Here is a 13,168-nt window from a genome sequence, read left to right on the forward strand (position 1 = left end):
CTGTCAATGTCGAGTCGACAGAAAGGCGCATGAGCCGCCGTACGCTCACTGTTCTGATCGATGGGCTGCTCATCGACGATGGCGCGATGGTCCCTCCGCGGATCGGCTCGATCGTCGCTGTGGTGCTCGAGTTCACAGAGACATTCGAACCATCGCGCGAGGCGATGACGGTTGACGGTGTTCTCGACCTGCACCCCACCCCTAGTTTTGAGAGGGCCCGTGATTCGTCGGGTGAGCACCGGTACTGGACCGGTGACCTCTACGGCGACGGTTGGCGGGCGTCCTGGCGCGGCGATCGCCCACGCAGCGGGCCAGTCACCCTGACCGGCCGTCTGTGTCACTGGTACCGGCTGTCCTACAACCCCGACAGCGTGGTCCGGGGCCGGGTCGCCCGGATGCAGGTGGTGTCGATCCCATACCACGCCCCAGCCGGCGACCGGTGGGAGCTGATGCCGGGAGAACCCCACCGATATCGAGACGTCGAGGTGGCACCGCGACGGTTCGACAAACAAGCGCTGCTCTTCGGATCTCCGGAGGTCGACGTCATCATTCACGGGGAGATCGGCCTCCTTGTCGAACTCGACCTCGATGTGCAGGAGCGCTGAGCCGCGAAAGGCCCGCAGCCAACCATTCCGCTCCTGGCGAAATATCCCCGGGAACAAACATTCCGCCACCAGGGTTGAGTCGGTCAGACTGAACTTTGGAGGATGAATGTCACAGACATATTCAGTGCCCGTTCTGTTCGTTCCGGACCTCGTCGTCCTGCCGGGCATGGTGGTTCCGATTCCACTCGACGACGCCGCCCAGGCGACCGTGGACGCGGCCCGGGCCAGCGAATCCGGCAAGCTCCTGGTCGCGCCGCGACTCGACGACCGGTATCCCAGCTACGGCGTGATCGCGTCGATCGTGCAGGTCGGGCGCATGCCCGGCGGGCAGACCGCCGCGGTGGTGAAGGGTGAGTCCCGGGCCCAGATCGGCACCGGTGCGCCCGGCCACGGCAACGCGCTGTGGGTCGAGGTCACCGAGATCGACGACCCCGAGATCACCGACGACGTGAAGGCGCTGGCGGCCGAGTACAAGACGCTCGTGCTGGCGATGCTGCAGCGCCGGGAGGCGTGGCAGATCATCGACGGCGTCAACAAGATGTCGGACCCGTCCGCACTGGCGGACACCTCGGGCTACTCGTCGTGGCTGACCGACATCCAGAAGCGTCAGCTGCTGGAGACCCCCGACATCGCCGAGCGACTCACGCTGCTCATCGACTGGACCGGCGAGCACATCGCTGAGACCGAGGTCAGCGACAAGATCGCGGACGACGTCCGCAACGGTATGGAGAAGCAGCAGAAGGAATTCCTGCTGCGCCAGCAACTCGCCGCCATCCGCAAGGAACTCGGTGAGGACGAGCCCGAAGGTGCCGACGACTATCGCGGTCGCGTCGAGGCCGCCGACCTTCCCGAGAACGTGCGCGAAGCCGCACTGCGCGAGGTCGGCAAGCTCGAACGCGCCAGCGATCAGTCACCGGAGACCGGTTGGATTCGTACCTGGCTCGACACCGTGCTCGACCTCCCGTGGAGCGAGCGGACCGAGGACTCGACGGACATCAAGGGTGCCCGCGAGATCCTCGACGCCGATCACCACGGTCTGGTCGACGTGAAGGATCGCATCGTCGAATACCTGGCCGTCCGAGCTCGTCGCGCGGAACGTGGCCTGCAGGTCGTCGGCGGGCGCGGGTCGGGTGCCGTGATGGTGCTGGCCGGCCCTCCCGGCGTCGGCAAGACGTCGCTGGGTGAATCGGTCGCCCGCGCTCTCGGTCGCAAGTTCGTCCGCGTCGCCCTCGGTGGCGTGCGCGACGAGGCGGAGATCCGCGGTCACCGGCGCACCTACGTCGGCGCCCTTCCCGGCCGGATCGTGCGGGCCATCGGCGAGGCCGGATCGATGAATCCGGTTGTGCTGCTGGACGAGATCGACAAGGTCGGCTCGGACTACCGGGGCGATCCCGCGGCGGCTCTGCTCGAGGTCCTCGACCCCGCTCAGAACCACACCTTCCGCGATCACTATCTCGATCTGGATCTCGACCTCTCCGACGTCCTGTTCCTGGCCACCGCAAACGTGGTCGAGAACATCCCGTCGGCGCTGCTGGACCGGATGGAATTGGTGACCATCGACGGCTACACCGAAGACGACAAGGTCGCGATAGCCCGCGACTTCCTGCTCCCGAGGCAGGCCGAGCGTGCAGCCCTGACCGATGCCGAGGTGGCCGTCGCCGACGACGCACTGCGCGAGATCGCCGCGAACTACACCCGGGAACCCGGTGTGCGACAGTTCGAACGGCTGCTCGCCAAGTTGCTCCGCAAGGCTGCGACCAACCTGGAATCCGGCAAGGCGCAGGCGCCGATCGAGATCGGGGAGTCCGACCTCAAGGAGTACATCGGTCGAGCGCGCTTCACTCCCGAATCGGAGGAGCGCACGGCGGTGCCGGGTGTGGCCACCGGTCTGGCAGTCACCGGCATGGGCGGCGACGTCCTGTTCATCGAGGTCAACGGCACCGACGGTGAGGCGGGTCTCAAGCTGACCGGTCAACTGGGCGATGTGATGAAAGAGTCGGCACAGATCGCACTTTCGTACGTGCGAGCACACGCCGAGCAACTCGGTGTCGACCCGGCAGCGCTCGACAAAACCATCCACGTGCACGTGCCCGCGGGTGCGGTGCCCAAGGACGGTCCGAGCGCCGGCGTCACGATGGTGACGGCGCTGGTGTCGATGGCGACGGGCCGCAAGGTCCGTGCCGAGGTGGGCATGACCGGCGAGGTCACGCTGAACGGACGGGTGCTGCCGATCGGCGGTGTAAAGCAGAAACTGCTTGCCGCACAACGCAATGGACTGCGGACCGTCTTCATCCCGCAGCGCAACGAGCCCGACCTCGACGACGTCCCGGCCGAGGTCCTCGAGGCGCTCGAGGTGAAGCCGATGGTCGATGTCGCCGACATCATCACGCAGGCGCTCGAACCGGTCGAGGAATTGGCGGTCTCGGCCGCCTGACGGTCGCGTGCCCGCCGACCGATCGGAATCCGAATACGACCGCGGCGTGGGCGAGCCGTGACGACAATAATTGTCGCCGCGGTGCGCTCACGCCGCAGTCATATCGCTGACGGACGGCTCAACCTCCGGCGAACCCGAAGATCCGTGCGATCGCGGCGCGGATCATCGGGCGGTGGAAATTGGTTGTCGCAACGAGCGTCTGCTGTTGGATCAGCCCTTCGACCAGGGCCACGATGAGTTCGGCCGTTCGTGCCGGGCTTTTCGGCGCCTTCGATCGCACAAACGGTTCGGTGAACGCGACAAAGGCGGTGCGATTGGTCGTCACCTGTTCGCGCAGGACGTCGTCGAACTGGGACTCGACGAGGAGCGCATGGCGGGCGGCGACGAGACCCGTCTCCGCCGACATCGCTGTGACGAAATCGGTGGTGCAGTCGAGGACGAGATCGGTGGACGGAACGTCGGTCTCCAGGATCGGCCCGAAAGTACGGATGGCGATCGCGTACATCTGCTCGTACGCCTCGGTCAGCGCCAACGCCTCGAGTCTGGCCCGGGTCGGCGCGTAGTAGTTCACCGAACCCAGCGGCAGTCCGGCCGCCTCGTCCACCGAGCGATGGGTGAGGGCACGGAGTCCTCCGGTCGAGATGACCTCGAGTGCGGCCTCGCCGAAAAGTTTGCGCCGGTCAGCCATCAACGAGATCCGTGGTCACGCCGCCTCCATCATTTCCCAGGTCACGCCCGCAATCGCCGGGGCGTGAGCGTGCGCCCGGCCGCATGAGTGTATTCGGTGCCGTACCAAACCATGGGGTACGGGCAGGGAGATCCTCCCCACATTGAGTCCACCTCGCTCAACTTTCTTGGCCGATCCGGGAACAATCCGCCAGGTGGGTCCGTTGAGAAAATCGAGAGACCTGAGTCATGTAGGCTCAACCCAGGTTGACTCCGGCTTGTTTGTTCAGTAGGACATGAGTCGGATGCACTGAAGTTCGGGTTCCGACGCGGGTCTCGACGAAACATCCGCGGTTCGTGCAGTAAACGGCTCGGGCCCGGCCACGTACTTGGGTGCAACCCATGAACCAGGAGGAGAACACATGTCTCGTGCAGTTGGAATCGACCTCGGCACCACCAACTCGGTGGTCTCCGTGCTCGAAGGCGGCGAAGCCGCTGTCATCGCCAACGCCGAAGGCTCCCGGACGACCCCGTCGGTGGTCGCATTCGCGCGCAACGGCGAGGTGCTGGTCGGGCAGCCGGCGAAGAATCAGGCGGTCACCAACGTTGATCGCACCATCCGTTCGGTCAAACGCCACATGGGCGAGGGTGACTGGACCGTCGGTGTCGACGACAAGCAGTACACCCCCCAGGAGATCAGCGCGCGCACGCTCATGAAGCTGAAGCGCGACGCCGAGTCCTACCTCGGCGAGGACGTCACCGACGCGGTGATCACCGTCCCCGCCTACTTCAACGACTCGCAGCGTCAGGCCACCAAGGAAGCCGGCCAGATCGCCGGCCTCAACGTGCTGCGCATCGTCAACGAGCCGACCGCTGCCGCACTGGCCTACGGTCTCGACAAGGGCGAGAAGGAACAGACCATCCTCGTCTTCGACCTCGGTGGCGGCACGTTCGACGTCTCGCTGCTGGAGATCGGCGACGGTGTGGTCGAGGTCCGTGCGACCTCGGGCGACAACCTCCTCGGTGGCGACGACTGGGATCAGCGCATCGTCGACTGGCTCGTCGACAAGTTCAAGAGCCAGAACGGCATCGACCTGACCAAGGACAAGATGGCCATGCAGCGGCTGCGTGAGGCCGCCGAGAAGGCCAAGATCGAACTGTCTGCTTCGCAGAGCACGTCGATCAACCTGCCGTACATCACCGTCGACGCCGAGAAGAACCCGCTGTTCCTCGACGAGCAGTTGAGCCGCAGCGAGTTCCAGAAGATCACCTCGGACCTGCTGGAGCGGACCCGGTCGCCTTTCCAGGCCGTCATCAAGGACGCCGGCATCGCCGTCGGCGACATCGATCACGTTGTCCTGGTGGGCGGCTCGACCCGTATGCCTGCCGTGACCGAGCTGGTCAAGGAGCTCACCGGTGGTCAGGAGCCCAACAAGGGCGTCAACCCCGATGAGGTCGTCGCGGTCGGCGCGGCCCTGCAGGCCGGCGTGCTGCGCGGCGAGGTCAAGGACGTGCTGCTGCTCGACGTGACCCCGCTGAGCCTCGGCATCGAGACCAAGGGCGGCGTGATGCACAAGCTGATCGAGCGCAACACCACCATCCCGACCAAGAGGTCGGAGACCTACACGACGGCAGAGGACAATCAGCCGTCCGTGCAGATCCAGGTCTATCAGGGTGAGCGCGAGATCGCCTCGCACAACAAGCTGCTCGGTTCGTTCGAGCTCGGTGGTATCGCCCCGGCACCGCAGGGTGTCCCGCAGATCGAGGTGACCTTCGACATCGACGCCAACGGCATCGTGCACGTCACCGCGAAGGACAAGGGCACCGGCAAGGAGAACAGCATCCGCATCCAGGAGGGCTCGGGCCTGAGCAAGGACGAGATCGACCGGATGATCAAGGATGCCGAGGCGCACGCCGACGAGGACCGGACGCGTCGCGAGGAGGCGGAAACCCGCAACCAGGCCGAGTCGCTGGTCAACCAGACCGAGAAATTCCTCAAGGAGAATGAGGACAAGGTCCCCGGCGAGGTGAAGGACAAGGTCGAGGCGGCCATCGCGGAGGCGAACGAGTCCCTCAAGGGCACCGACCTCGCAGCGATCAAGTCGGCCGTCGAGAAGCTCTCGGCCGAGTCCCAGGAGATGGGACAGGCGATCTATGCCGCCTCGGCTGCGGAGTCGCCCAACGGTGAGGCAGCCGAAGGTGAGGCCGCCGGCGGCGACAACGACGTCGTGGACGCCGAGGTTGTCGACGAGCCGTCGAACTCCGGGGACAACAAATGACCGCTGGCGAGCCGGCAGGCACGTATCCGGGTGCCGGGAGCGGAGCGAGCGGGCCCAATGGACCCGACGAGCCGGTCACGGTGTCCGACCGTCGACGCATCGACCCCGAGACGGGCGAGGTGCGCGACGCGGCGGGCGCCGGACCGGGCCCGGCGGACGCCGAGCCGGCAGCAGACGAGCAATCCGACCAGTCAGCGGAAACCGACGCGGACGCGGCGGCCGATCAGGTCGATGCGCGTATCGCCGAGTTGACCACCGATCTGCAGCGTGAACGCGCGCAGTTCGCCAACTTCCGGCGACGTGCCGCAGACGAGAAGCAGGGATCGGTCGCCTACGGCAAGCAGGTGCTGATCGAGAAGCTGCTCCCGATCCTCGACGATCTCGACCGCGCCCGTGCGCACGGCGACCTCGAAGACGGACCCATGCGGACCATGGCCGACAAGCTCAGCGCTGCGCTGGGTGCCGAAGGGCTGATCAAGTTCGGAGAGTCCGGCGACGCGTTCGATCCGGAACTCCACGAGGCGGTCCAGCACGAGGGCGAGGGTGCCCATCCGGTCATCGGTTCGGTGTATCGCGGTGGGTACCGTCTCGGCGAGCGGGTGATCCGCACCGCGATGGTGACGGTCACCGATCCGGTCGACGGGACCCCCGACGGCAGCACGGGCGGAGCAGTGCCGGAAAACGAAGAAACTGGTGCACAATAAGGCAACCGTCCTCGCTCCCTGAGGTGCGAGGAGCGTAGCGACGAGCCACGAAGGGGCGGCTGCGGCAGGCCCCTTCGTGGCTCGCTTCGCTCGCACCTCAGGGAACGGAGAGGCGGCCCCTCGCACCTCGGGGAGCGGAGCGACAGCGAAGACAACTACATCCAGACAACTGAGACAACGAAGGAGGTGACGTCTGGTGGCTCCACAGCGTGAGTGGTTGGAACACGACTTCTACAAGGACCTGGGCGTTGCTTCTGACGCTTCGGCTGAAGAGATCAAGAAGGCCTACCGCAAGCTCGCACGCGAGCTGCACCCGGATGCGAACCCGGGTGACACGGCGGCCGAGGAGCGCTTCAAGCGGGTGTCCGAAGCCCACAGCGTGCTGTCCGACGCCGAGAAGCGCAAAGAGTACGACGAGACCCGCGCGATGTTCGCCGGTGGGCGATTCCGTGGCGGCGGCAACGGCTTTCCCGGCGGCTTCCCGGGCGGCGGCACAACCTATACGACGACGACGGGTGGCGCCGACTTCAACATCGGCGACCTGTTCGGCAACGGCGGCGGTACGGCCGACTCGGCAGGCGGATTCGGCGACCTCTTCGAGGGACTGTTCAATCGCGGGCCGCGGTCGTCGACGGCGACGCGTCCCAAGCGTGGCAACGACCTCGAGACCGAGACCACGCTGACCTTCAAGGATGCCGCGCAGGGCACCACGGTCCCGCTCCGGGTGACCAGCCCGGCGCCGTGCACCACGTGTCACGGCAGCGGGGCAAAGCCCGGCACGAGCCCACGAGTCTGCCCGAACTGCAACGGTTCCGGATTCGTCAGCCGTAATCAGGGAGCGTTCGGATTCAGCGAACCCTGCCAGGATTGCCAGGGCACCGGATCACGTATCGACGACCCCTGCACCGACTGCGACGGCTCCGGCGTGAGGGTTCGTGCGCGGACCATCAACGTCCGCATTCCCGCGGGCGTGGAAGACGGACAGCGTATTCGGCTCGCGGGCCAAGGCGAGGCGGGTCCTCGCGGCGCGCCGTCGGGAGACCTGTACGTCGTCGTCCATGTACGTTCGGACAAGGTCTTCACCCGAAGCGGTAATGACCTCAAGGTCCAACTGCCCGTGAGCATCTCGGAGCTGGTCCTGGGCGCCACGGTGTCCGTGCCGACACTCGACGGGACGGTCGGGGTGAAGATCCCGGCCAACACGACCGACGGCCGCACACTCCGCGTCCGTGGTCGAGGCGTGCCGAAGCGTTCCGGTGGGGCAGGCGATCTCCTGGTCACCGTGAAGGTCGCGGTGCCACCCAAGCTCGACGACGCGGCGGCCGAGGCCATGCGTCGCTACGCCGAGGCCGAGAAGGCCGGCGGCTTCGATCCGCGCGCCGGGTGGGGGCGATGATGATGGCCGGCAAGTTCGAGAGTGAGGGCGGCGCGACCTTCATGATCTCGGTTGCCGCCGAACTCGCCGGCATGCACGCTCAGACGTTGCGCACCTACGACCGGCTCGGTCTCGTCACACCCCAGCGCACCAGCGGCGGCGGGCGGCGGTACTCGGCGCGCGACGTCGACTTGCTCCGCGAGATCCAACGGCTCTCCCAGGAGGAGGGCGTCAACCTCGCAGGAATCAAGCGGATCATCGATCTGAGCAATCAGGTCGACGCTCTGCAACAGCGGGTGCGCGAACTCCAGACCGAGGTGGACAACATTCCGCACCGCCGCAGCGGCGAGCTCGTGCCGGTCCCGCGCACCAGCGCACTGGTGGTATGGCAGCCGCGTCGCAAGCGCAAAGCCGACTGATCGCCGTCGGGAACCACCCGCTACCCTGACTCCCGACAACGTCGCCGGAGACAGGACAGGACCATGGCCGAGACGCAGAGCACCCGCACCCAGGGCAGCTCGATCTCGGCCGGCTCGGTGCTCGGCATCTCCGTCATCGAAGACCAGATCGTCTCGGTCGTGCGCGGTGCCGACGGCGAGATCGTCGCGAGCAATCTGGTCGATCTCTCCGACCCTTCGGCGCAGAGCGCGCAGACCGCCATCCATGAGCTGGTCGACTCCGTGCCGTACGACATCGACCGGATCGGCATCGCGTGTGCGCGACCGGCCACCCAGAGCTATCTGCAGGCGAACCTCTCGCCCGGGACGTCACGTCCGGGTTGGTACGAGAAGGTCGCGGTCACCGACATGCCCGCCGCGCTCGCCGAGGTTGCGCGGGGCGCAGCCGGCGTCCGCGGCATCATCGCCGTCGTCGATCTGGATCGGACCGCCGTCCCGTCGCCGGGCTCGTCCGTGGTGACGCTGGACTCGGCGACCGGCGAGGTGCTCGGGACCGCGGAGTTCGCCTACGGTTCGCCAGGACCCGTGACCGATCCGGCACACGCCACCTCGGTCGCAGAGGCCGTGATCGCGGCGCCCGGCGGATCGTCGGTGACGTCGGTGCTGTGCACCGGACCGGGCGCCGACGTGCCCGGTGCGGTAGCTGCATTGGGTTACGCATTGGCTCGCCCGGTGGCCGCTGCCGACCAGCCGGCCTTGTCCTCCGCGGTGGGCGCTGCGATCCTGGCGTTGCGGCCCGGAGCGGTGCCGCGCGGTTCGTCGAATCGCCGTTGGTGGCTGATCGGCGCAGCGATGGCCGGTGCCCTGGTGCTCGGTGCGATCGCAGCGTCGGCGGTCTTCGCGGGCGTCGACGCAACCGAGGAGAAGGCGCCGACCACGACGACGGTGACTGCTGCGCCCTCGACCATCACCGTCACCTCGACGGCGCAGCCGACCACGGAGACCCAGACCGCCGTCGAGACCTCGACGGTGACCCGGGATCGGGAGACGGTCACCAAAACGACCACCGAGACGGAGTCGGCGTCGGACCCGGCCACGGTCACCGAGACGGAGACCGAGACCGAGACCACGACCGAGACCAGGTTCGGCGGTGGTGGCGAGGCCTCCGCGAACAAGTGGGCGCCACGGGCTTCGAAGCACACGAAGGACAAGCCCAGCCGGTGAACGGACCCGGGTCGGCGGCGCGGATGACCGCGCTCAGGTCACCGGATCGTGTTGAATCCGGCTCGCCGGGACGCCCGCGATCAGCAGCCGCCGCCGCGTCGCCTCGATCATCTGGGCTGAACCCGCGATGAGGACCTGACGGTCATCCCAGGGACCGGTCTGGGCCACCGCATCTCCCAGCGTGCCGATGATGTGCTCGATGCCGAGGGCTTCCGGCGTCGCCGTCGAGGTGATCCACCACGGGTCGCTGGTCTCCTCCGACACGGCGGTGACGGTCAGCCACGGATTGGTGCCGGCGATGCGGCGCAGCACGGCAAGGTCGTAGTGCTCACCGGGATGACGCATCCCGTAGAAGATGTGCGTCGGCGGCGAGTCCGCTCGCTTCGACATCTCGATGAGCAGCGCCCGCAGCGGCGCGAGACCGGTGCCGCCCGCCACCATGAGCACCTTTTGATCACGCTCGACATGTAAAGTTCCGTGGCCTTGCGCGAAATACCAGGTGTCACCGCTCCGGGTCTCCCCGACGATCGCAGAACTGACCGTTCCACCGGCCACCGCGCGCACATGGAATTCCAGTTCACCGGCGGGGTTCGGCGGAATGGCAGGGGACAGGTTCCGCCACATCCGAGGTCGCTGCGGGATCTGCACCTCCAGGTACTGCCCGACGACGAAGCGCAACGGTGCCTTGGTGATCAGGCGAACCACCGCCAGGTCACGGGTGATCCGGAACTTCTCCACCACCTCGGCCGACCACAACGCGGGATGCGGGGCCGTCTCGGCCGCACCACGCATGACACCCGTGGTCAGCATCATCGCCTGCGTCACGGTCTGCGCGGATTCGTCGTCCCAGTAGTCGCCGAGCACCGATGCGAACTCGGCGATCAAAGCCTGATAGATGATGCCGTAATGCTCGGGCCGCACGCCGAACTTGCGATGGTCCCGACCGAGTTGTGCAAGGAACTCGATCAGTTCGTCGTGTCCGTCCTCGCGTGGCACCACGTCGAGGACGTGGTCGATGACGTGATAGAACGCATCCCGCTGTCCCGCCATCACCGCAGGAAAGAGCTCGCGGAGGTCGGGATCGATGGCAAACATCCTGGTGTAGACGTTTGCGGAGAATCGATCGGGATCGCGCCCGATCACCGTGCGTAGGTGATGGAGCGTATGCCGTGAGTGGCTGGGCACGTCGTGGGGTCACCTCCCTGTACCGGTACCGCGGATTTTCCCGCCCAAGACTAATCACCCTAGCGGTCGTTCGACGAGGACTGATGATCCATCATTCGATGTCGGGTTCGCGCAGTGTGTGGCAGGCTCAGTGATGTGAGCTCGCTCGATGGCGTGGTGCCGGGCATAGTCGATGCCCATCTGCACCAGTGGAATCCGCGGAGCACGCCCTGGGCGGCCAATCGACTGTCGCGGCTCTACAGTTTCCTTCCCGCCTTCGGTGATCGTATTTTTCCGATGGTGGTGTCGCAGGCCGACCGCGAGTACGTGCTCACACCGAGCACCGTGGCCCGGGTGTACGAACCCCTGCAGTATCTGGCCGATGCGGCGGCCGTCCGCACCGTCGCCGGGGTCCGGGTCGAGACGGTTGTGCACATGGAGTCGCATTGGCGCCGCGACGGCACCGTTGGCCGGACCGACACTCCGGCGGGGCGTTCGGCCGTGGAGGAGACCCGGTACGTCACCAAGCTCCCGTTCGGGGTCGGCCAGTCGCCCGAGTTGGGCGCCATCGTGGCGCACGCCGATCCGCGCGCCGAGATGTTCGCGGAATTGCTCGACGAGCACGCGGCGCTCACCGACCGCCTGCGTGGGGTCCGCTGGATCACCACCCGGCACCCCGATCCACGGATCCGTAACGGCGCTGACGCTGACGGGATTCTCGCCTCGACGTCGTTCCTCCGCGGATTCGCCGAGGTCGCCGAACGTGGCCTCGTGTTCGACGCGTTTGTCTATTCGCACCAGCTGTACGACGTGGTGACGCTCGCGCGGGAGTATCCGGAGGCGACCATCGTGGTCGACCATCTCGGGACGCCGGTCGGGGTGTTCGGTCCGGTCGGTGCGCGGACCGGCGCGACCGCCGGCGCCCGAGCCGACATCCTGCGCCTGTGGCGGGAGCGGATGACCACGCTGGCAGCGTGTCCCAACGTGGTGGTCAAGCTGTCCGGTCTCGGGCTGCCGGTCCTGGGCTACGGCCGGGAGCGGTGGGGCAACATCGGGAGCCGCGGCACCCTCGCGGAGATGGTCGGCCCCCTGGTCGAACACGTCTTCGGACATTTCGGCCCCGACCGGTTGATCTTCGGCTCAAACTTCCCGATCGACAAGCCCAACACCGCACTCGACATGGTGATCGGTGCACTCATCGATCTGCTCGAGCCCCAGGGCGGGGACTACGTGTTGCGGAAGGTCTTCCGTGACAACGCGATGCGGGTCTACGGGATCGACCAGGGCCCGCCGATTTTGTAGCATAAACCCGCGGTACCCGCGGATTTCTACTACAAAGTTCGACGCCACGGCCAGCGCCGCTGCGGGGCTCCGGCCGGCACCGGGATATCTCGCAGCGCTCGTTTCACGATGTCGGTGAACTCGCTGCACGACTCGTACCGCTTGCAAGGGTCCTTCGCCAGCGCCTTGGTGAACACCGAGTTGAGCGCCGAGGGCAGCCAGGGGCGAGCTCTGGTCAGCGGTGGGACCGGATCGTGCAGGTGAGCGTGAGTGATGGCAAAAGCCGTCGCTCGCTGGAAGGGTGGATCGCCGGTCAGTAGTTCGAACAGGCTGGCGGCCAACGCGTATTGATCTGTCGCCGGTGAGAGACGTTGAGCGGTGAGTAATTCCGGCGAGGCATAGGCGATCGATCCTTGGACTCGGCCGTTACGCGCAAGCGGCCGGGCGTCGTCGAGCAACTGGGCGATACCGAAATCCGTGAGGACCGCATGGACATCGTCGGAAGGTGCTGAAACCATGATGTTGGCGGGCTTGACATCTCGGTGCAGAACCTCGCGGGCGTGGGCGAAATCGAGTGCCTCGGCGATCTGCGCGCCGATCTTCGCGATCGTCGTGATGTCGGGCTCGGCGGGGCGATGGGCGATCAGATCGCCGGCCGACACCCCGCCGATGTACTCCATCGCCATCCACAGAACACCTGGGGCAGTGTGCTTGTCGTCCACCGGGAGCGGATCCATCTCCCCGCGTGCGTACATCTTGACGATGTGGGCGTGCTGCAGCCGAGATGCGATGGTGAACTCGCGGTCGAACCGTTCGCGAACCCGTTGCCGGTCGTTGGGCCCGGTGTGAAGCACCTTGAGTGCGACCGGATCGGTGTCACCATCGCGGTGTGCACGGTATACCTCGGCGCTGCTGCCGCTGCCGAGGAGCGCATCGATGGTGTAGCCGGCCACCAAGTCGCCGGCCCCCAGCACCGTAAAGTCGCTCACCCAGCTCATTCTGCCGCGTCGTCGGACCTATGGTTGACACATGACCCGA

At 66.5% G+C, this 13,168-nt stretch carries 11 protein-coding genes; 8 read left to right on the plus strand and 3 right to left on the minus strand.

Annotated elements, in window-relative coordinates:
* The first annotated feature begins 29 nt into the window (after positions 1–29).
* Both ACLQ3I_RS07540 and lon read left to right on the plus strand, forming a co-directional pair.
* Positions 30–605: a hypothetical protein gene (locus tag ACLQ3I_RS07540; protein ID WP_425800976.1), complete on the plus strand. Its 576-nt coding sequence runs from the start codon at positions 30–32 to the stop codon at positions 603–605.
* 106 nt (positions 606–711) lie between these two features.
* The gene (lon, locus tag ACLQ3I_RS07545; protein ID WP_425800978.1) at positions 712–3,039 is read left to right on the plus strand and encodes an endopeptidase La; all 2,328 of its coding nucleotides are present in this window, start codon (positions 712–714) and stop codon (positions 3,037–3,039) included.
* Between the two features lie 118 nt (positions 3,040–3,157).
* On the opposite strand, the gene ACLQ3I_RS07550 is transcribed toward lon, so the two are convergent.
* Positions 3,158–3,727, minus strand: coding sequence for a TetR/AcrR family transcriptional regulator (locus ACLQ3I_RS07550; RefSeq protein WP_425792307.1), 570 nt, complete (start codon positions 3,725–3,727; stop codon positions 3,158–3,160).
* A 400-nt stretch (positions 3,728–4,127) separates the two neighbouring features.
* On the opposite strand from ACLQ3I_RS07550, the gene dnaK reads away from it, so the two are divergent.
* The 5 genes from dnaK (at position 4,128) to ACLQ3I_RS07575 (ending at position 9,685) form a co-directional block, all read left to right on the plus strand.
* Positions 4,128–5,984, plus strand: a complete 1,857-nt coding sequence (dnaK, locus tag ACLQ3I_RS07555; protein ID WP_425792308.1) for a molecular chaperone DnaK — start codon at positions 4,128–4,130, stop codon at positions 5,982–5,984.
* Positions 5,981–6,688 carry a nucleotide exchange factor GrpE gene (gene grpE / locus ACLQ3I_RS07560; protein ID WP_425800980.1) on the plus strand — a complete coding sequence of 236 codons (708 nt, stop codon included), beginning with the start codon at positions 5,981–5,983 and terminating at the stop codon, positions 6,686–6,688. Before dnaK ends, grpE begins: the two co-directional genes overlap by 4 nt.
* 196 nt (positions 6,689–6,884) lie before the next feature.
* A complete protein-coding gene (gene dnaJ / locus ACLQ3I_RS07565) occupies positions 6,885–8,084 on the plus strand; it encodes a molecular chaperone DnaJ (protein WP_425792310.1) in 1,200 nt (399 codons plus the stop codon).
* 2 nt (positions 8,085–8,086) lie between these two features.
* Positions 8,087–8,482, plus strand: a complete 396-nt coding sequence (locus ACLQ3I_RS07570) for a heat shock protein transcriptional repressor HspR (protein ID WP_425792311.1) — start codon at positions 8,087–8,089, stop codon at positions 8,480–8,482.
* 63 nt (positions 8,483–8,545) lie between these two features.
* Complete coding sequence (locus ACLQ3I_RS07575; protein ID WP_425792312.1) at positions 8,546–9,685, plus strand: hypothetical protein; 1,140 nt, start codon at positions 8,546–8,548, stop codon at positions 9,683–9,685.
* 33 nt (positions 9,686–9,718) lie between these two features.
* Here the strand turns inward: ACLQ3I_RS07575 and ACLQ3I_RS07580 are convergent, their stop codons facing one another.
* Positions 9,719–10,870, minus strand: a complete 1,152-nt coding sequence (locus ACLQ3I_RS07580; RefSeq protein WP_425792313.1) for an FAD-binding oxidoreductase — start codon at positions 10,868–10,870, stop codon at positions 9,719–9,721.
* A gap of 135 nt (positions 10,871–11,005) precedes the next feature.
* Here ACLQ3I_RS07580 and ACLQ3I_RS07585 point away from each other — a divergent pair, with 135 nt between their 5' ends.
* Complete coding sequence (locus ACLQ3I_RS07585) at positions 11,006–12,151, plus strand: amidohydrolase family protein (protein ID WP_425800982.1); 1,146 nt, start codon at positions 11,006–11,008, stop codon at positions 12,149–12,151.
* A 29-nt stretch (positions 12,152–12,180) separates the two neighbouring features.
* Here ACLQ3I_RS07585 and ACLQ3I_RS07590 read toward each other — a convergent pair whose 3' ends face one another.
* The gene (locus ACLQ3I_RS07590; protein WP_425800984.1) at positions 12,181–13,119 is read right to left on the minus strand and encodes a serine/threonine-protein kinase; all 939 of its coding nucleotides are present in this window, start codon (positions 13,117–13,119) and stop codon (positions 12,181–12,183) included.
* Positions 13,120–13,168 lie beyond the last annotated feature (49 nt).

The sequence above is a fragment of the Gordonia sp. DT101 genome, from assembly GCF_049844895.1.
Taxonomy (GTDB): Bacteria; Actinomycetota; Actinomycetes; order Mycobacteriales; family Mycobacteriaceae; genus Gordonia.